The organism is Acetobacterium sp. K1/6, from assembly GCF_034438075.1.
GTDB lineage: Bacteria > Bacillota > Clostridia > Eubacteriales > Eubacteriaceae > Acetobacterium > Acetobacterium carbinolicum.
The window spans coordinates 29,172-47,805 of the sequence record NZ_JAXQGA010000015.1 but is presented as its reverse complement, the minus strand read 5'-3'; the positions used below and the strand labels follow the sequence as shown (position 1 = coordinate 47,805).

Sequence of the window (18,634 nt, the reverse complement as noted above, 5' to 3'; positions counted from 1 at the left end):
TATCCCCACTGGCCTGAAAAAGGTATTTTTCACCTCAATATCTAGTATAGTTCGACTCTTCGATCCTGAAACACCGTCATATTTTTTCTGGCTTGCTCCAGTTGTGCCAGCTCCACGTCCGCCATAATCATCTTTTCTTCGGGATCTGCTCCGGCATCGGCCAGCGGCTCTCCCAACGGGTCAATAATCATCGAGTTCCCGGCGTTTCGGATATCCTTAACAGCTTCGCCGCAGCCGTTAACCGCCACCACAAAGATCTGATTCTCGATCGCTCTGGCCTGGTTTAAAACCCGCCAGTGACCTACCCGAGGTAATGGCCATTCGGCCGGGACAAAAAGAATCTTAGTTCCAGCCAAAGCCTGCTTTCGGGACCACTCGGGAAAGCGGATTTCGTAGCAAATAATAATACCACAGGGAACCCCATCAAGGGCAAAGGTAACCAATTGATCTCCAGCGGAAAACCGCTTATTTTCGTCGGCAAAACTAAACAGATGGGCTTTGTCATAGTCAGCAATAATGTGTCCCTGCCGGTCGGCCACGTAACAGGTATTAAAGTAATCTTCACCTTTTTTTGTTGCCACCGAACCACCGACAATATTTAGCCTAAGCTCCCCGGCCAGTCTTTCCAGAAAAGCTTTGGCCCGCCTTCCATCGACATCGGCCAGCCGCGGTTCCAGATCGGTGGTGATAAATCCGCCGCTCCACATCTCCGGTAGCACCGCCACATCAGCCCCGGCCGCAGCCGCTTTTCGAAGCCAGACCTCAGCGCTTTTATAATTCTGTTCGACTTGTTTTAATGCCACCTTCATTTGAATTGCACATATTTTCATTAATGTTTCCTCTCACTTTTCATCTACATCAAGGGTGCCATAATTCTTAGCACCGACTGTCCCACCTTTTTCATAAACGAGGTTTTTTCCCAATCATAATAGCACACTTCCCGACTTACCTTGATGCAATCCAGCAGATCGGCTTTGATATCCAGCACCGTTTTTGAGCCGGAAACCCAGGTACCGCACTCGTAATTCCAGGTCAGACTGCGATAATCCATGTTGATGGAACCGACAATGGCAACCTGATCATCGGTTACCAAAACCTTACCATGAACAAAGCCCGGTGCATATTCATAAATCCGGACCCCCTCTGCCAGCAGATCACCGTAAAAAGCTCGGGTAGTGGCATAAACCAGCTTCTTATCGGGAATGCCCGGGGTGATAATCCGCACATCGACCCCGCTTCGAGCTGCCAGCAAAATGCAATTTGTGAGATCGGTATCCAGAATCAGATAGGGCGTCGTCAGATAAAGATAATCTTTGGCGTTGGCAAAAACGGTCATATAGGTATTGACCGCCGGATTTCTGGGATTCATCGGCCCATCGCAAAATGGCATCACCAATTCATCCCCTGTTACCAGTGCGGCAGTCCCCTTATAGGCGTCCAGTTCGGTGACCGCCCCGGTGGCATAATCCCACATGTTAATAAACATGGTGGTGAGACTAAAAACCGCGTCCCCTTCCAGACGCAGAGCCATGTCTTTCCAATGGCCAAACCGCACCTTTTCGTTAATGTATTCATCCCCAATGTTGATCCCGCCGGTAATCGCTACCCTGCCGTCCACAACCGTAATTTTGCGATGATCCCGGAAGCTGATAAATTTAAACAGCGACGGGGATAGGGGATTATAAGGAATACTTTTAATGTGATGTGCGGCACAGTTATTATAAAAATCTTTGGGCAGGGTCGACAGACTGCCCATTTCATCAACCATCATCCGGATTTCTACCCCGGCATCCGCTTTTTCATAGAGGACTGCCATCAGCTCGTCATACATTTTCCCACCAGTGACAATAAAATACTCAAGAAAAATGAATTTCTCGGCGGTTTTGATGGCTGCCAGGTTGGCCCGGTGCATCTCCTCTCCCAGTTTCAGATACTCGGTTTTGGTGTTTTTCCAAACCGGCAGATCACTAAGCCGATGGACCAGCTCCACTTGTTTTTTAAGCCCCTTATCGTCAATGGATTCTAAAACCGCCTGGTTCTGTTTTAGTTTTAAAAAGGTGCGCAAGTTGATTTCATCCCATCGTTTTTTTGATTTCCCGGGCACCCGCTGCCGTCCCCAGATAAAATAAAGCACAATTCCCACCACCGGGACAACCAGCACAAAAATAATCCAGGAAATTTTATAAGCCGCTGTTTTTTTACGATACACGATATTCAGCACCACAAAAATAGCCAACCCCTCAAATAACCAATAGCCATACACCGCATCTTCCGAAAACTCCAGAATGATCAATCCGATGATGGTCAATTGCAAAACGATTAAAACCACATTGACTAAAAACCTGAACATACTTTGAAAATGCTCCGACGAACTTCTCATTACTACCTCTTTTTCATATTCTTTTTTTAAATTATATGCCATGTTTGCGCCAGTTACAACCGCTTGTCACATTATTTAGGTCTGTTTTTTAATTGCATTCGTCCCGAAGGACGACTCACCGGTCATAAAATTCGTATTTTACTTTGCTCTATTTTTGTACATATTTAAGATAGACTCCTCTAAGTCGTTAAAAGCACTGTAAAATATAGAACCATTGGTATTTTTGAGGGTGGTCTGGAAATGACTCTGCTCATATTGGTGGGCTTCCTTGAACTGAAAACGATATTATAGTAAATATAATTATTATTACAAAAGTATTGACAAAACTAATATTGAATATTAAACTTGGTTATAATTCAACAATTAAAGGAGGACAAGTATGACAGCTCATTTAACTCAGAAAGAAAACTTTTTGCGGGTCGCCCGAGGCGAGATGCCGGAATACGTGCCGGTATCATCATTTTTTGGCCCTGACGCGCCCCTGCTCACCATGGCAGACCCCTGTATTCTCGGTAGCTTTAGAGGACCTGGTGGGGGTGTTGATCCCTGGGGTGTGACCTTTGTCACTGGTGAAGAAATAAACTTTGCTGCCCTACCCAAACCCAACGATTTTATCTTGACCGATATAACAAAATGGCGCGATGTGATCAAAGCCCCTGACTACAGCGGATTTGACTGGGAAGCCGCCGCTAAGGCAGACCGCCAGAAGTACGTAAAAGACCCCGACCAGACAGCCTTTGTCCTCAGCGGCTATGCCGATTTATTCCAACAGTTTATTGGCTTTATGGGCTTCACTGAAGGACTTTGTGCTATTTATGAAGAACAGGAAGAGGTTGAAGCACTGCTGGACTACATGCTGGAACACTCCCTTTATATCACCAAAAACCTGCTGCATTATTATAAGCCAGAAGGTTATTACCTGCTGGATGATACGGCTTCAAAACTTAATCCCTTCATTTCTCCCAAACTATTTGAAGAAATCTTTGTGCCCCGTTATAAAAAATGCCTGGATCTGGTCAGGGACGATAACGTTCCGATTTTTTACCATAACTGCGGCCGTTGTGAAGATCTGATGCCATCCATGATCGATATTGGTGTAAACGTTTGGGATCCCGCCCAGATTGAGAATGACCTGCTTGGCATGAAACAGCAATACGGTCCAAAACTTGCCATCAACGGCGGTTTTGAATTCAGAATGCCCAGCACCTGGCCTGTGGTTGATGAAGAAGAAGTCCGGGAAACGGTTCGCGATACTTATAACCGACTTGCACCCAACGGCGGTTTTATTTTTAATGGCATGATTACCTCCCTGGATTATTTTGATCCAAAGGTTCAAGAAGTCAATGGCTGGATTGCCGATGAAGCCAGAAAACTAAGCAAGACGGTTTATAACTAATATGAAAATCATTATCTTAGGCGGATTTCTGGGTTCCGGAAAAACCAGTGTGGTCCTCCAACTTGCCAAACACTTTATCAGCAAGTGCTCTAACGATTCAACCAAGGTCGTCATCCTGGAAAATGAGATTGGGGACGTCAGTGTGGATGATAAATTGCTGCAAAATAGCGGCTATGAGGTGGCCAATCTGTTCTCAGGATGTGTCTGCTGTACCATGTCCGGCGAATTGGCGCTCAGCTTACATCGTATCATCCAGGATATAAGCCCCGAACTGATTATTATGGAAGCCTCCGGGGTGGCCTATCCCCACAATATTGTAAAGACCATTAATCAATCCCTGCCGGATCTTGATTGCAGCATCACCTGCGTCACTGACGCCAAGCGCTGGAAACGGCTACTTCGACCCATGGAAATGCTGCTGGAGGGTCAACTGGCTGCGGCGGATATCATTCTGATCAACAAGATTGATCAGGTCGATCAACAGACCCTATTAGACGTGGAAGACTCGATTAAAGCGTTTAACGGCCTGGCGAAATTCTTCAAAATCAGTGCCGCCCAGACAATATCACCTCTTGTTTTTGAAGCCATGCTGAACATGGAAGCAGAAAGGATAAATTGATGAACAACGAACAAACCCACAACCATGACGAAAACTGTGAATGCGGATGTCATAATGAACACCATCATCACGATGAGCACCATCACAGTGAATACCATCATAATGAACACCCCCGTATCAATCCTGCCGAGCAACAGTCGTTTGTCACCATCAAAACCCACGACACCAGTCTTGTGGGCTCGTTCCAATTTGGTCTTGACGTATCCTTTGACGAAGCGGAAACCATTCTCGACGCTTTACTCAAACAGGTAGCCCGTGAAGTGGTGGCTCTGGAGGGGATCATTGGTCATATTAAAGCCTTTCTCCGTTCGGAAGCCAGCAGTTGTATGATCTCCATTACCGAAGATGAATCCGATAAGCATTATTCAAGGGCTACCAAATGTCATGTCGAAGGGGTCGTAATTGTCTTTGGTATTCTTCCTCTGCAACTTGAAACGATTCTTAAAAACGCTTTTGGCAGGTATCTCGGTTAAGCTTCTTTAACAAAATAAAAATAGAAGCAGAACAAAATAAAATCAACGTAAAAAATCAGTTACGGCACATTATCCATGATGCCCTAACTGATTTTATTAGGTTCTATTTCAAATTCTTATAATAAAAAATGGCCAACTGGGTTCGGTCCCGGAGATTCAGCTTTTCCAGGATGATACTGAGACGATTTCTGACCGTTCCTTCACTTAAATACAGGCTTTCCGAAATCTCCCGGTTACTCATTCCCTGAGCCACTCCTTCGATCAGCTCCTGCTCCTTATCGCTTAAATCATAGCTTGGCTGCTCCCGATGATCAATTGTCATCAGCCCCGGTATCTTCGTCACAATATCCTGTCCAAACACATTTTGGCCGGCCTCTACCGCCCGCAGCGAAGGTACAATACTCTCGAAATTTTGCTTAATCAGATAGCCTTTGGCACCAAGCTGAAGCGCCTTAATAATATATTCGTCATCCAGAAAGGTCGTTAAAAATAAGATCTTCGCAGCCTGATCTTCCTTTAAGATGATCTCCGCGGCCTCCAATCCGGTCATTAAATCCATCCGAATATCCATTAGCAAAACATCCGGTTTTAATTGCTTATATAAGGCAATGGCATCCTGGCCATTGTATCCCAGTCCCAGCACTTCCACCTCCCCCTCTGACTCAATAATGGTCTTTAGCGAGGCACACACCAGTTTATCATCATCTACAACAACAACTTTCATAATTCTCCCCTATTTTTATTATTTGCTTTATTACTTGTTCTATTATTTAAGCAACTGTGAAACGGGTTACAAAGCTCACGTGATGATATCAATACATCAAGGACCGATTATTTCTTTTTGGGGATAGAGATAAAGATTCTAAACCCCGAATCGTCGGTGATATTCACGTTGCCACTGAGTATTGCCACCCGGTCTTTAATACTCCTAAGCCCCATGCCGGCACCGTCAGTATTTTCCTGCCTTGTTCCATTATCTTTAATAACCAGCTGAAAAAGAGCCGGATGTTCTCTGACAAGCACTGCGACTTCGGTGGCATTGGAATGCCTGATAATATTCGAAAGGGCTTCCTTGACGACTGTAATAAAGCAGTATTTCAGCTCTTTTTCCAGATGGGATTCCACATCGTAATCGAGTTTTATGGGGCAGAAATCAAAATTTTTAATCAGCGTCTGCAACTCCACCTGCAAATCCAGGGACTCATCGTGAAGATCATGGATGCTGTCACGGATACTGTCCATGGCTTCCGAAAGGGTTTCTTTAATTTGAACCAAGCCCTCCCGGGTTTGGGCTTCGCTACTGATCGCCAGCAGCGCCCCGGTTTGAAGAATACTCCGGGACAACATATGTCCGACATTATCATGAATATCCCGGGCAATCCGGTTTCGTTCGGTTAAGGTCGCTAAATTTAGTTCATAGTCCTGTTGTTCCATCAGTATTTTATTCTTTTTTTCGAGCTGCAGAGCGGTTTCCCGAGTGGCGTCCCGCAGGGCGTTGTAGTTTTTTCTTAATGTTTCCAGCGAGAGGGTTCGTTTTTTGAGAAAATAGGCCACCAGCATAAAAATCGGAATTAACACCACTGTGATTCCACTAAGCTCCGTGAAACCCGTCGCACCCGGTAGCAATGCTAGAGTCCATAGCCATTTGTAGCGGGAAATAAGGATATCGTAACCAATCAGCGGCACAAACAGGAGATAAACTGGTTCAATAAAGCAGATCACCAAATAGCCGACAAACAAAGCCACTGTTAACGGTCCTTCCTCAAAAAAACTTAAGGCGGCACCAAAAATTACCGCCACCAGAATCGGGGCAATCAGCAGCACATTTTCCACCGTGGTCAGATACAAGGCCAGACAGAACACAAAAATAATCATTTTATCAATCAGCTTATTCATCATTACCAACCCTTATCAGAATCGTCTCGAGTTTTTTTACCATCAACCTGCGATTTTATCACTACTTTAACATAAATAGTGACATTTGTCATACCCATTCAGGAGGCTTATCACTATCAACGTGGTCGCCGATGGGGTAAAATAAACACAATCGATAAACAAAACAGATGTCTGTTCCAAGTATTGGAGCAGGCCACCGATAAAGGAGAACAAATTATGGTTATCAATGTAAAAAATTTGGTCAAACGTTACGGGGATCTCATCGCTCTGGATCACTTCAATCTGGAGGTCCAGGAAGGGGAAATCCTGGGTCTGCTGGGCCCCAACGGTTCGGGGAAAACGACTGCCATCAACTGCATCTTATCGCTGCTTAAATACGACAAGGGCACCATTGAAATCTTCGATGCGCCGATGTCCCCGGATGCCTATGATCTCAAACGGGATATTGGGGTGGTGATGCAGAACGTGGCTGTTTTTGAAGAGTTAACGGTATATGAAAATATCGATTACTTCTGCGGTCTTTACATTTCTGATAAACAAACCCGTAAAAAGCTGGTGGCCGAAGCCATTGATTTTGTGGGGCTCAATGATTTTATCAAATTCTTCCCCAAAAAACTCAGCGGTGGGCTGCTAAGACGTCTAAACATTGCCTGTGGGATTGCCCATAAGCCTAAGCTGATTATTCTGGATGAACCGACCGTGGCCGTGGATCCTCAGAGCCGCAACAATATTTTAGAAGGTATCCAGAAGTTAAATCAGCAGGGAGCCACCATCATCTACACCTCTCATTATATGGAAGAGGTGGAACAAATCGCCAGCCGCATCGCCATTATGGATAAAGGCAAGATCATCGCCATGGGGACCAATGAAGAGCTGAAGAAAATGATCAAATCCGGCGAGCACATCAATCTTGAACTGCTTAATCCTGAAAACCTGAATCTCTTAGAAATCAAAGCCTTGCCACACATTATCTCAGCCGAACTGACCGACTATCAGCTGGTAGTAAAATCAAGTCGGGGAAAAAATAATCTGATTGTAATTCTTGATCACCTGAAAAATCAAAATATCACCATCGGTAAAATTTATTCCGAGCCACCAACCCTTAACGATGTTTTTCTGGAAATAACCGGCAAAGAATTAAGAGATTAGGAGGACGTCATGTTTTTATTTAATTATCGCTATCGCCTCAAATGCATCTTTAACGACCGGCAATTGATGTTCTGGACTTTTCTTTTTCCGGTTCTATTAGCCACCTTGTTCAACCTGGCCTTTTCCAACCTTTCTAATGCCGAGGAATTTATTAAGGTCAATGTTGCCGTGGTCCAGAGCCAGGAACTTGATCAGAACCCGGCTTTTACCGAGGCTATAAACGGAAATGATGAATTGTTCGTCGTTCAGTATACGACCCGAGACGAAGCCGATACCCTGCTCAATGATAATCAGATCGACGGCTATGTCGTTTTCGATCCAGAACTGGGCCTGGTGGTGAACCGATCTGGACTTAACCAAACAATTATTCGAGAATTCCTGAATGATTTCTTACAATCATCGGCCACCATCACCACCATTATCACCGAGAACCCCGCCGCCCTGAATAACGGCATTCTGACTGGCGTTTCCAGTCGCACCGAATACCTGCGTGCTGTTTCTGCCAGCCAATCCAATCCGGACCCGGTGGTCAATTATTTCTATACGCTAATTGCGATGACCTGTTTATATGGCGGGTTCCTGGGCGTAAAGGAAGTGGTCGCGATTCAGGCTGATCTTTCGGCCGTGGGTGCCCGGGTCAATCTGGCCCCCACCAATAAACTGACCGTCTTTCTTTCTTCAATGCTGGCCGCCACCTCCGTTTTATTGCTGGAACTTCTGCTTCTGCTGGCCTTTCTGACTGGGGTACTGGGCATCAGTTTTGGCAATCAGCTTTTCTATATCGCCCTGACCTGTGTGGTGGGAAGCCTCACCGGGGTAAGCTTTGGTGCCTGTATTGCGGCTATCATTAAAAAAGGGGAGGGTGTCATTGTCGGTATTCTGATTGGGTCCACCATGACCATGTCCTTTCTGGCCGGAATGATGTCCAGTGATATCAAGTATCTGGTAATGACCAAGGTGCCGATTCTTAGTTACCTCAACCCGGCCAGCCTGATCACTGACAGCTTTTATGCCCTGTATTACTACAATACCCATACCCAGTTTTTTACGAACCTCCTGCTGTTGGGCGCTTTTACACTGCTCTTTAGCACCATTACGTATTTAGTTTTAAGGAGACAGAAATATGCAAGTTTATAAAGCTTTTTTCAAAGTAATCAAGAAAAACCGCGGCCTGCTCCTGATCTATCTGGTGGTTTTTATGGTCCTGGCATTGTTGTTGACCAACACCTATAACCCGCCTCAGGACACCGATTTTTCCAAGGTTAAGGTCAATATCGCCTTTATCAATGATGATAATGATTCTTTGCTGGTGGCCGGACTCAAAACTTATTTGAGTGAAAATGCCAATCTGGTGGATCTTCCCGATGAACCCCAAAAACTCCAGGATGCGCTTTTTTTTAGGCAGGTGGAATACATCCTTCGGGTTCCTGATGGATTTACCGAAGCAATGCTCAGTGGTCGGGAGGTCCAGTTGGAAAAAACAATCGTACCGGACTCCACCAGCAATGTCTACATGGATCTGTTGATCAATAAATACTTGAACACCGCCCAAACCTACATCACCTACATGCCCGGCCTCAGCCAGGCTGAGCTGACCCAATACCTGGACAAGGATCTGGCCGAACAAAGCCAAGTGACGATGATCAGCAACGGCAGCCACTCCGCCAATGCTGAAAAATCCGGATACTATTTTAATTATTTGTCCTATTCAATGTTTGCTATTCTGATTCTGGGCGTCTGCTCAGTAATGCTGGTTTTTAATAATACCGATCTCAAACGGCGCAATCTCTGTTCACCGATAAGATCAGCCAATATGAATTTCCAGATGATTCTGGGCAACCTCAGCTTTGCCATCTTAACCTGGCTTGTTCTGATCTCAGCCAGCTTTGTCATGTATGGCAGCTTCATGTTTACTGCCAACGGCCTGCTGCTACTCTTAAACTCCTTTGTCTTCACCCTGGCCGCTTTAAGTATCAGCTATTTAATCGCAAATCTGGTCAAAAGCCGGGGCGCGATGTCAGCCGTCGCCAATGTCTTTGCCCTTGGCACCAGCTTTATCAGCGGCGTCTTTGTCCCTCAAGAACTACTAGGCGCCAATGTCCTGACCATTGCCAGTTTTACTCCCACCTACTGGTATATCAAAGCCAATAACGAAATCGCCGCAGCGGTCAGTTTCAATGCTAACAATCTCCAGTCGATTTTTACCAGTATGGTGCTGGTGCTGGCCTTTGGGGTGGCGGTGCTGGGCGTGACGCTGGTACTGATTAAACAGAGAAGAGTGGAAGGCTGAGTAGTATGGTTGGGTTTTAGAACAAGGCTCATCATTTGATTTAATACATATAAGAACAGGACTGGGACAACGTTGATTTTGTCCCGGTCCTGTTCATAATTAAAGATTTTTTGTTAGAGGAAAGATCACCTCCCGCACAGAAATAGTAGCTGCTGGTGTCAAGTTTTTAAAAAAGCAAAGTCTATTTCTTAAGGAGGTGTCACATTTTTATACATAAATAGTATAATTACTTGCCTATCTTACTTAAACCCTCTATAATATAGGTGAGGTGATTCCAATGCTAACACTTACTCAAATTAAATCCAAATTTAAACCCAACACGCCCATTTTTTTATCGGATCTGGAAAATAAAAACAAAATTTCCAGCGATGTGCTGAGAAAATCCTTCTCTAGGATGACTAAGACTGGAGAGCTCAGACGGTTTCAAAAGGGTATTTACTATATCCCTGAAAAAACCATCTTTGGTAAATCGTCACTCAATCCTGCTGATGTGATCCGTCGAAAATACCTCAGCGATGACAAAAATCAGTATGGCGTTTTGACAGGTCTGGCTTTGCTGAATAAATGGGGGCTGACCACTCAAGTTCCCAACGTCATTGAAATTTCCACAAACAATGAAACTAACCGCAAGCGACAGGTTCAAATCGGCGGTCAACCGGTGATTCTAAGACGTTCCCGAACTCCCATCACTAATGAAAATGTAACCCTCATTGAATTTCTCGAAGCCCTTTCGAGCATTGATTTAAACAACGTCGAACAGATTGATAATTTGCGTACCTACCTCAAAAGCCAAAATTTTTCTCGGTCCCTGCTCGATCAGGTGCTCATCGCCTATCCAAAACGAATTTATCAAAAATTGGTTGAAAGTGGGATGATTTATGATTTTGCATAAGGATGAAGTCAATTTCAGAGAGAGTATTTTAAGAACCAGTGTATATTTTAAGATTGCACCAGATATTATTGTTAAGGATTATTTTGTTACGCTTTTTTTAAGAACGCTGAAAACAAATTTACCAAATTTTATTTTTAAAGGCGGAACCTCTTTATCTAAGTGTTACAAAGCAATCAATCGATTTTCAGAAGATATTGACCTTTCATATTATCCGATTAATAATGGAAAGGTAACACAAAGTACAATCAAAGAAACAAACCGAAAAATTAGACAGACGATAGAAGATCTTGGATTTGAGTATTTAAATGCTGTTGATTTCAAGTCCGAGCGCAAATTTCAGAGCTTTCTCGTTCAGTATACCTATCAGGAAAACCATACTGTTGTTAGAGATCCGTGTCATTGAAAATACACTCCTCACCCTGGCTTTTCCTGTACAGGAATTAAAAATCAATTCCTTGGTCGCTAATTATCTTCAGGCACAACAATTTCCAGAAATTATCAAGACCTATCATTTAGAACCCTTCCCAGTTTACGTTCAGGATATTGGACGTACCTTTATTGATAAGGTCTTCGCCGTCTGTGATTATTACATTGAAAATAATCCTACAGAACATTCAAGGCATCTCTATGATATATCGATGATCATTGACAGACTGGATGATCTGGAATCCCTTGTCCCACTGATTGCTGAAGTCCGGATTGAACGTCACAACAATTCCAGTTGCCATTCAGCCGACAAAGATCTAAATGGCATACTAAATCAAATTATTGAGGAATACTTTTACCGGAGAGATTATGAAAAAATCACATCGCAATTATTATATGACCCGGTAGCCTATGATGATGTCATTCTGACTTTAAGAAAAATAATCGAATCCCGGCTATTTGCCATTGATTGCTAATTTTAGGAAGATTGACAACGATTATCGATAGCACGATGGGATCATTTACGCTGCTTGCATCTGCAGCAGCTGAATTCCCAGTTTTTGAGCCTCCTGGCTCAGGGTTTCAAGAATCCGATTGTAGCTGGCATCTATCCCATCCCTTAATTCTTGGACCCGATTATCCTGGTTGCTGGAGGACAGGAAAAAGACGGCAAAAGGAATCAGGCCCACCACCAGATTGGCCAGTAATTCACAGACCACATCGACCCGATCCCGGGAAAAATCAAAATCCATAAGCCGGTCCCATTCCGGCTTGCCAGTACGCTCTCCAGCCAGGGCATTCAGCTGGTCGACAAGCTGGCAATAATAGGTAATGGCCTCAGCCATTTTTTCCTCGCCATATTGGCTGATGGCACCATAAACCATCTCAACCGAGCGGCCGGCATAATCATTGATCCGGTTCACTGTGCTCAGTGATGAGGCATTAAAAATCGTCGCCGTTTCCTCGATATAGTCATACACATCGTTCCGCCAGCTTTCCATTAACAGCTGAGCATGGATCAGGACATTCCCCGGCACCTTGAGACAGATTGATTGCCACAGGTTTTTACGAATATTATGGATGACATCCTCCAACCCAAACGGCTCGGACTCAAGCCCGCCCAGCAGTTTTTTTGAGACTGAACAGGCTCGGACAATATTGCGCTTCTCAATACCCAGATCCTCAAGAATGGCTTCCATCTGATGTATAGCACCATCCACATTGGGGAGATCGCAATGGGTCAACACCGTCATCACCCGGTTACCCTGATCAATCAGTTCCCGGATAATGGCTTTTTCGAACCCTTCAATCTGGGCTGACTTGGCCGAAAAAACATAAATAATGGTGTGAAACCACTCAGCAATGTGCTCACAGTCATGGCGTTCTACCTCCGTCACAATCAAATCTTTCCAGCGCTTAGACTGATTGGCTTCAAGCCCCCAGGTGTCATAAATGTTGATGGTAAAGGCCATCCCACAGTCGTAGGCATGCTGATAAAGTCCTTCTGTTGTCACCGGCCGACCGGTTGCCGTCTTTTCCTGCTCCAACCCGAAAATATAGTTTAACAGGCTGCTTTTGCCAACCCCAGTGGCGCCGCACAAAAGAATATTAGAAGTAACCACCTGATTCTTGATTTTTTCATATTCGGCTTCATAGTCAAAGGTATCTGCCTTAGATTCGATTTCCATTTCATTTCCTCCCTTGCTGTTCGCATTTTTTTATCATCGTCAGCTGACTTATTCTTCTGATTCTTTCGCTTCGTCCTCATCTGATACCGCCGCTTCATCACTTTTCCCGCCAAAAATTAGGGATGCTACCAACACAACCACCCCAATGATCAGCAATGGAATGCCCAGATAGACAAATACAGTGACCCAGAACAGCAGACAGAAAAAGAAAATCATCGCCCAAAACGACAGAATCTTCATCCCCAGATCCAGGGTATTTTCACCCCAGATCATTACCTTCAATAATCCGCAGATCTTAAAGGATGAAACCAGACTGATAATCAGAATAATGATGTAGAAAATTGTTTGCATGTTGCACCTCCAAATAATTTCTTTTAGCCAGCCCCACCAGTTGCACATGCAGCACCCGTATAGGTTTGGCAGGGATACGTTTCCGCCCGCTGCTGGCTTGAGATTATTATATGATAGGTGGGTGGACAGAAATTGGGTAGGTGGTGAAGATTTGAAATGTTTTTGAGGATTTTGGGGAATTTAAAAACCGCCGAAGCGGTTTTAATACTGAAGGGGTTAATAATTCACACTTTATAAAATACCCACTTACTCATATAGTGAAGATAAAAATTCAGAAAAACTATTTGAGATTTTTTCAGTCGTATTTGTTTCATGAAGCCACAATACCATCTCTTTGTTCAGCGTATCATAACAGATATAGTTTCCAGATGGATCAGAAAAAATTGGAATTAGCTCACTTTTCTCTTTTTTCAAAACATCAAAAATAGTGTAAATTGTTTCTAAGTCTTCCGGATTGAAGGATAGTAGACTTTTTACGACACGTCCTTTAGAACACTCTGTATCAAACCCTTTTCTGTTTGGCCTTCCTCCGTTATTTATCTTTATGCACTCCACAATATCAGTTGGTATTTTGATATCATTCTCATCTTCAAACAACTCAACGGCATTTTTATTCTCTAATTCCTTCACATATTTCCATGTTAAATCATTCATTTCTTTCTCCTTTATCGCTTTTCACTTCCGCCGCCCCAAATGGACTTGCCCCCTGTATGACCAGTTTTTGCATGTACTGTGGAATCTACAAGCTGCATTTTCCCCTTTTCAGCATCATGATGCCAAGTATAACCATCCGGTGTTTCTCCATCCATGATTTGTTCCAATTGTTCTTTCGAAAATTTTGAACCAAATTCAGGGTTTTTTTCAATTTTTTCTTTTAATTGTTTGTTGCATTCATTAAATTGGTCTTTATCAGATGCCTCATTAAGCTCTGATGGTAGTTGAGCATCGAAATCACTGTCGAATTTTGGCACAACAACGTCTATTATTTCCCCATTGTTATTTTCAACAGATTTTTTTTCGAAAGGTACGTTTGTTTCCGGATGTTCCTTCCCCTCTAATTCTTGATTACGGGTGGGAAAATTGTTAGTGTTAATATTTTTTTCAGTATCTTCATTCAAAAAATTTTTTTCACTTATCTTACTTTCACCGAACTGCAGTGGTTTATCAAGCACTTTAATATCCTGTTTTGTTGCAGGCACCTCTTTTGCTAATTCACTGAGTTTGCTTTCAGCCATGCTTTTTCCGATTCCACCAGCAAATTCCATCATAGACGCATCCCTCCATTCTCCACATGTTCCCGCCATTTTGCATAAACGCCGAAATCCGTTTCATGATTTCTTATTATATTTCTCAACATACAGTGACAGGTTTCTAAAAGCACCTGTTCATTATTCTCATCAATTCTGTGATTGATCAGATCAATCATCGTCTTAGTCAATTCCTGATAATCGTTTGACTCCATAACCCCCTTGCCAACGTGAAGATCACTGTCAAGAATTTCCGAGACACAACGAGATAGATCCCTAAATTTTTCTGTTGTCCAAATCTCCAGTGAACCTGTATTCTTAAACTCGCCCGTCAATTGTTTTATTAATCGCTTGTGGCTGGCCGCTAGGTTTGAATTGATTAAATACTGGTCAATATAGTCAAGATCCGGTTCGATTTTCTCGGGAATACGGCCGTGTACTAAAAATTTGATAATTTCTGTTCTTAGTTTTTTTTCATTTGATCCATCACGTTGTAGTTGTTCTTCAAACATATACTGTTTATTACTCAATGTCTGATGTTTATTGACTTTACATAAAACCGGTTCCAACCAGTCATTCTGATAAACGGCGGCAACCCCGGTTGGCAGTTTCGCTAGTTCTTTGATCTGATCATCATTTAGCGAAGCCGCTTTTCCAACTAAATCCCGATCTGAAAAGTCTGGTAATCGTAAAATTATTTTCGTATTGGTATTACGAATTACTGACATATCCATTAATCCAGGTGATTGATCGGCGATAATAAAGCCTTCACCGTAGGTTCGCATTTCAGCAATGCTGTTCGCCAGCATTTCCACTGATTTACCGAGCAGATTTGAACCTTCACTACTTTGCTCAGTAGATGTTCGTTTCAATAAATGGTGGGCTTCTTCCAGAACCGTCACATGCTTGAGATCAGCGTTCATGCCACCCTGTGCCAATCGGTGTTCCTGCAAGCGCATAACCAAAATTCCCATAACAAGGGCCTTGGTTTCCATCGATCCGACACGGCTCAAATCAACAATCGTATTGCTATCAAACAATAATTGATTTTCAATTTCATCGCAACCAAAAATCCGACCATTTATGCCATTGGTTAATGACTTGATCCGTGTCGCCAATGACCCAATATAATTTCCTTTCAGTTCTTCCGAATAAGCAGACTCGCCAATAACCTGATTAAGTTCCAGCAGCATATCTGCAAAATTTGGAAATAACGCTTCTGCCGTTTCGTTTTCCGAAAGATCGAGATCCCATCCCGCTGCAACATAAGCCCGTTCGACCGATTCTTTTAACACAGCGGGCATTGCTGCATACATCGGCCAACAGACATTAAAAATTTCAATTAGCTTGTCGATGTGCTCCAGAACATGAATCTCTTTGGGGAATTTGAACGGATTGATTTTCAATAAAGGCATTATCTTGGGATTGGTACCATAAACATTAACATCCTCCTTATTCCCAAAAACATGCTTATATTCGCCTTTTGCCGGTTCGATGACTAAAAAATGAATATCGTTTTTTTGCAGTTTATTTAATATACCGTAGATTGTGTTTGATTTGCCTGAACCCGTTGAACCGGTAATAAAGGTGTGCATCCCCAAACTATTGAGATCCAATTGAATTGTAGTATCATCCGAGGTTTTCCCCATGTGATGAACCTTGCCCAATTTGATAGACTGCTCCGGTTCTTGTGATTCAGATAACCGCTGAATGCTTCTCCCGAAGGGAACACACTCAATAACCGGAAGACCGATAATTGACTTTTTGGGCAATCCGATACACAATGCCAGTTCTTCTGCACTGATCAGCGAAGCTGGTGACACATAGGTCTCTGTTAAATAGTGCTCCGTAAAATTTGGATGGGTAAAGCGTTTTAAGTAATTAAGTACCGCCCCGCTCTTATTCTTATTCCAGGTATTAATATGGGCTGTTTGCAGATACGATGTATCCCCTTTCAGTAATGCATTATACGCACTGGCAACCCGTTTATTATCGCCAAGTTCTTTTGTTATCACGTAAGTTGCATAATTAAACGCACCATAACTTTCACAAAGATTTAATCGCTCGATTTGCTGATCGATGTTTTTCAGCATATTATCGGCCTTTTTATTGATCATTGAAATCTGTAGCGAACGCCCCTTTGTCTCAGTTGTTCCAGAAGAAAAACCAGTAATATCGGCGATCACATCACTGACACCACTATTATAGGTCACCCCAAAACTGTCACTCGTATTTCCTGTTTCTGATAAAGTGTCGGAAGAGTTTTTGCCTTTACTTACTGCAACACCACCTGCGACACCTACAAAAAAACCAGCTGTTGCAGTTCCAGTAAGCGACTCGCCTTCAGTGTGAGCTTTGCTCCAGCCTTTTGAAATCGTACTGTTTTGAGTATCACTGACACTAGTATTGATCGCCTTTGAAACACTGTTTGAAGTCGAATCGGTGAGACTTAAACCCTCACTCTCATTGAAATTCAATTCTGATTTTAAAAACGGGAATATTTGAGTATAAAGATTTTCCAAACTATTTTCGCACTGATTCAGTTGATCAGGTTCAACTGAATCTGCAATGGTCAAAAGGGTATACTGGATCCCGGCCAAAGAATCAACCATGTTTTCAATTCCCTGAATATAGGTTGCATTGTTCTGTTCCTCTTCATTTCGCAGCGAAGGAATACCTGACACTGCCGATACCACGGAACGCTCATTAAAAATATCTTCAAAAAGTTCTGCCATCTCATCGGCACCGATATTCTTCATCTCCGATCCCGGCAGATTGCCACAAAAAGATCCACTTAAGAATTTGCCCATGTTCGACGTGTCCTGTTGCGACTTATTCACTGTTCCCATGTATAGGTCGACATTGCAACCATCGCTGGTAATGATCGTTACAACGGTACTGTTGATTGTATAAAGGCCATTGAGGATCGTCGAAAGTTTATCTAAAAATAGCTCATCTTTGTTATAAACCAGTTTTGAAATTTTATACAAACGGGTAAACTTGCATACTTCAGCAATAATTCCCAGTTCATTCGGCAACTCTGCAATCTCATAGCTTTCCAGTTTCGCTAAATAGTTCTTCGTTATGATTTCATTTGCCAAAATAAATGATCGGGACAGATCATGATAATCTCTAACATCTAATTCATTTATCATTATTGCTGCCTATCCTTTATCGTATTGTATACCTGGCTATTTTTTTTATTGGCTTTTTCCACTTTTATCTGTAGCTCAACTTTTTTTTGAATACTGATCGCAAGACTAACTACTTGATAGTCAGAACAATTGCTACCACTGCTAACAGAGCTAAACCTGCCAGAATTAACACCAGGCCCCCGGAGATTTTCTTTTTCTTCGGAGACCTTCGCTGCTCCCCCACGGGTATTGTGCCCTTTTGTTGTACAACTGCTTTTCTTTCGCTCGATTTAGCAACCGGTACAGTGACCTCTTTTTTATTTTCAGCACTTTCATTTTGTGAATATAAATGTTTTCCTAGAACACGAATGTCTTCAATCCGTTCAGAGCAAAAATTATTTTCAAGTGCGAAAACTGCATCAGCAAAAGTATCTTCATTTATTTCTTTGCATATTAGTTGTCCATTTTGCGAGAGCCGTTTATATTGAGATTCATCGCATTTTTCAATCAGTTGCTCATAAACATCCGAATAACTTGTTTTAATATATTTAAGCATCTCCATCAGTCGACCATCTGATAAGGTTCGATCGGTATAAACCATCACACTCAGATCGCTTGCTACTTTTTTAACCTCTTTCTTTTCCAAATGCTCTCTTAAATACTCGTTTACTTCAAAATTATTCATCTCATTCC

The 18,634-nt window shown here is 42.9% G+C and carries 19 protein-coding genes; 9 read left to right on the top strand and 10 right to left on the bottom strand.

Annotated features, from left to right (window positions below; genetic code table 11):
* Positions 1-41: 41 nt before the first annotated feature.
* A complete protein-coding gene (locus U2P91_RS13060; RefSeq protein ID WP_111888948.1) occupies positions 42-830 on the bottom strand; it encodes a carbon-nitrogen family hydrolase in 789 nt (262 codons plus the stop codon).
* Between the two features lie 23 nt (positions 831-853).
* The gene (gene cls, locus U2P91_RS13055) at positions 854-2,380 is read right to left on the bottom strand and encodes a cardiolipin synthase (protein WP_162624539.1); all 1,527 of its coding nucleotides are present in this window, start codon (positions 2,378-2,380) and stop codon (positions 854-856) included.
* A 379-nt stretch (positions 2,381-2,759) separates the two neighbouring features.
* Between cls and U2P91_RS13050 the strand changes: the two genes are divergently transcribed.
* The 3 genes from U2P91_RS13050 to U2P91_RS13040 are packed head-to-tail and all read left to right on the top strand — an operon-like array spanning position 2,760 to position 4,868.
* Positions 2,760-3,776 (top strand): uroporphyrinogen decarboxylase family protein, encoded by a 1,017-nt coding sequence (locus U2P91_RS13050; RefSeq protein WP_111888946.1) that lies wholly within the window; start codon positions 2,760-2,762, stop codon positions 3,774-3,776.
* Position 3,777: 1 nt separating this feature from the next.
* On the top strand, positions 3,778-4,395 hold the full coding sequence (locus tag U2P91_RS13045) for a GTP-binding protein (protein ID WP_111888945.1): 618 nt from the start codon (positions 3,778-3,780) through the stop codon (positions 4,393-4,395).
* Positions 4,395-4,868, top strand: coding sequence for a hypothetical protein (locus tag U2P91_RS13040; RefSeq protein ID WP_111888944.1), 474 nt, complete (start codon positions 4,395-4,397; stop codon positions 4,866-4,868). Before U2P91_RS13045 ends, U2P91_RS13040 begins: the two co-directional genes overlap by 1 nt.
* A gap of 103 nt (positions 4,869-4,971) precedes the next feature.
* Here the strand turns inward: U2P91_RS13040 and U2P91_RS13035 are convergent, their stop codons facing one another.
* Positions 4,972-5,592 carry a response regulator transcription factor gene (locus tag U2P91_RS13035; protein WP_111888943.1) on the bottom strand — a complete coding sequence of 207 codons (621 nt, stop codon included), beginning with the start codon at positions 5,590-5,592 and terminating at the stop codon, positions 4,972-4,974.
* A 107-nt stretch (positions 5,593-5,699) separates the two neighbouring features.
* Positions 5,700-6,767, bottom strand: coding sequence for a sensor histidine kinase (locus tag U2P91_RS13030; RefSeq protein WP_242988517.1), 1,068 nt, complete (start codon positions 6,765-6,767; stop codon positions 5,700-5,702).
* A 213-nt stretch (positions 6,768-6,980) separates the two neighbouring features.
* Between U2P91_RS13030 and U2P91_RS13025 the strand changes: the two genes are divergently transcribed.
* The 6 genes from U2P91_RS13025 (at position 6,981) to U2P91_RS13000 (ending at position 11,997) form a co-directional block, all read left to right on the top strand.
* Positions 6,981-7,913, top strand: a complete 933-nt coding sequence (locus U2P91_RS13025; RefSeq protein WP_111888942.1) for an ABC transporter ATP-binding protein — start codon at positions 6,981-6,983, stop codon at positions 7,911-7,913.
* Positions 7,914-7,922: 9 nt separating this feature from the next.
* Complete coding sequence (locus U2P91_RS13020; RefSeq protein WP_111888941.1) at positions 7,923-9,050, top strand: ABC transporter permease; 1,128 nt, start codon at positions 7,923-7,925, stop codon at positions 9,048-9,050.
* Positions 9,037-10,203 (top strand): ABC transporter permease, encoded by a 1,167-nt coding sequence (locus U2P91_RS13015; RefSeq protein WP_111888940.1) that lies wholly within the window; start codon positions 9,037-9,039, stop codon positions 10,201-10,203. Before U2P91_RS13020 ends, U2P91_RS13015 begins: the two co-directional genes overlap by 14 nt.
* A gap of 277 nt (positions 10,204-10,480) precedes the next feature.
* Positions 10,481-11,095 carry a DUF6088 family protein gene (locus U2P91_RS13010; RefSeq protein ID WP_111888939.1) on the top strand — a complete coding sequence of 205 codons (615 nt, stop codon included), beginning with the start codon at positions 10,481-10,483 and terminating at the stop codon, positions 11,093-11,095.
* Positions 11,082-11,498, top strand: coding sequence for a nucleotidyl transferase AbiEii/AbiGii toxin family protein (locus tag U2P91_RS13005; protein WP_111888938.1), 417 nt, complete (start codon positions 11,082-11,084; stop codon positions 11,496-11,498). The genes U2P91_RS13010 and U2P91_RS13005 overlap by 14 nt, the downstream gene beginning before the upstream one ends.
* The gene (locus U2P91_RS13000) at positions 11,476-11,997 is read left to right on the top strand and encodes a nucleotidyl transferase AbiEii/AbiGii toxin family protein (RefSeq protein ID WP_162624538.1); all 522 of its coding nucleotides are present in this window, start codon (positions 11,476-11,478) and stop codon (positions 11,995-11,997) included. Before U2P91_RS13005 ends, U2P91_RS13000 begins: the two co-directional genes overlap by 23 nt.
* 45 nt (positions 11,998-12,042) lie before the next feature.
* Here the strand turns inward: U2P91_RS13000 and U2P91_RS12995 are convergent, their stop codons facing one another.
* The 6 genes from U2P91_RS12995 to U2P91_RS12970 all read right to left on the bottom strand — a co-directional run bounded on the left by U2P91_RS12995 (position 12,043) and on the right by U2P91_RS12970 (position 18,626).
* Positions 12,043-13,209: a GTPase gene (locus tag U2P91_RS12995; protein ID WP_111888936.1), complete on the bottom strand. Its 1,167-nt coding sequence runs from the start codon at positions 13,207-13,209 to the stop codon at positions 12,043-12,045.
* A gap of 48 nt (positions 13,210-13,257) precedes the next feature.
* Positions 13,258-13,560, bottom strand: coding sequence for a hypothetical protein (locus tag U2P91_RS12990; protein ID WP_111888935.1), 303 nt, complete (start codon positions 13,558-13,560; stop codon positions 13,258-13,260).
* A 246-nt stretch (positions 13,561-13,806) separates the two neighbouring features.
* On the bottom strand, positions 13,807-14,214 hold the full coding sequence (locus U2P91_RS12985; RefSeq protein WP_111888934.1) for an SMI1/KNR4 family protein: 408 nt from the start codon (positions 14,212-14,214) through the stop codon (positions 13,807-13,809).
* An 11-nt stretch (positions 14,215-14,225) separates the two neighbouring features.
* The gene (locus tag U2P91_RS12980) at positions 14,226-14,828 is read right to left on the bottom strand and encodes an HNH endonuclease (protein WP_162624537.1); all 603 of its coding nucleotides are present in this window, start codon (positions 14,826-14,828) and stop codon (positions 14,226-14,228) included.
* Entirely contained in the window at positions 14,825-17,962 is a 3,138-nt protein-coding gene (locus U2P91_RS12975; RefSeq protein WP_111888932.1) for a helicase HerA domain-containing protein, read from the bottom strand. The genes U2P91_RS12980 and U2P91_RS12975 overlap by 4 nt, the downstream gene beginning before the upstream one ends.
* 109 nt (positions 17,963-18,071) lie before the next feature.
* Positions 18,072-18,626 carry a hypothetical protein gene (locus U2P91_RS12970; RefSeq protein ID WP_111888931.1) on the bottom strand — a complete coding sequence of 185 codons (555 nt, stop codon included), beginning with the start codon at positions 18,624-18,626 and terminating at the stop codon, positions 18,072-18,074.
* Positions 18,627-18,634 lie beyond the last annotated feature (8 nt).

Excerpts from the sequence above, each read along its gene's own strand:
- U2P91_RS13060 (WP_111888948.1), bottom strand. The coding sequence starts at position 830 with ATGAAAATATGTGCAATTCAAATGAAGGTGGCATTAAAACAAGTCGAA.
- cls (WP_162624539.1), bottom strand. The coding sequence starts at position 2,380 with ATGAGAAGTTCGTCGGAGCATTTTCAAAGTATGTTCAGGTTTTTAGTC.
- U2P91_RS13050 (WP_111888946.1), top strand. The coding sequence starts at position 2,760 with ATGACAGCTCATTTAACTCAGAAAGAAAACTTTTTGCGGGTCGCCCGA.
- U2P91_RS13045 (WP_111888945.1), top strand. The coding sequence starts at position 3,778 with ATGAAAATCATTATCTTAGGCGGATTTCTGGGTTCCGGAAAAACCAGT.
- U2P91_RS13040 (WP_111888944.1), top strand. The coding sequence starts at position 4,395 with ATGAACAACGAACAAACCCACAACCATGACGAAAACTGTGAATGCGGA.
- U2P91_RS13035 (WP_111888943.1), bottom strand. The coding sequence starts at position 5,592 with ATGAAAGTTGTTGTTGTAGATGATGATAAACTGGTGTGTGCCTCGCTA.
- U2P91_RS13030 (WP_242988517.1), bottom strand. The coding sequence starts at position 6,767 with ATGATGAATAAGCTGATTGATAAAATGATTATTTTTGTGTTCTGTCTG.
- U2P91_RS13025 (WP_111888942.1), top strand. The coding sequence starts at position 6,981 with ATGGTTATCAATGTAAAAAATTTGGTCAAACGTTACGGGGATCTCATC.
- U2P91_RS13020 (WP_111888941.1), top strand. The coding sequence starts at position 7,923 with ATGTTTTTATTTAATTATCGCTATCGCCTCAAATGCATCTTTAACGAC.
- U2P91_RS13015 (WP_111888940.1), top strand. The coding sequence starts at position 9,037 with ATGCAAGTTTATAAAGCTTTTTTCAAAGTAATCAAGAAAAACCGCGGC.
- U2P91_RS13010 (WP_111888939.1), top strand. The coding sequence starts at position 10,481 with ATGCTAACACTTACTCAAATTAAATCCAAATTTAAACCCAACACGCCC.
- U2P91_RS13005 (WP_111888938.1), top strand. The coding sequence starts at position 11,082 with ATGATTTTGCATAAGGATGAAGTCAATTTCAGAGAGAGTATTTTAAGA.
- U2P91_RS12995 (WP_111888936.1), bottom strand. The coding sequence starts at position 13,209 with ATGGAAATCGAATCTAAGGCAGATACCTTTGACTATGAAGCCGAATAT.
- U2P91_RS12990 (WP_111888935.1), bottom strand. The coding sequence starts at position 13,560 with ATGCAAACAATTTTCTACATCATTATTCTGATTATCAGTCTGGTTTCA.
- U2P91_RS12985 (WP_111888934.1), bottom strand. The coding sequence starts at position 14,214 with ATGAATGATTTAACATGGAAATATGTGAAGGAATTAGAGAATAAAAAT.
- U2P91_RS12980 (WP_162624537.1), bottom strand. The coding sequence starts at position 14,828 with ATGATGGAATTTGCTGGTGGAATCGGAAAAAGCATGGCTGAAAGCAAA.
- U2P91_RS12975 (WP_111888932.1), bottom strand. The coding sequence starts at position 17,962 with ATGATAAATGAATTAGATGTTAGAGATTATCATGATCTGTCCCGATCA.
- U2P91_RS12970 (WP_111888931.1), bottom strand. The coding sequence starts at position 18,626 with ATGAATAATTTTGAAGTAAACGAGTATTTAAGAGAGCATTTGGAAAAG.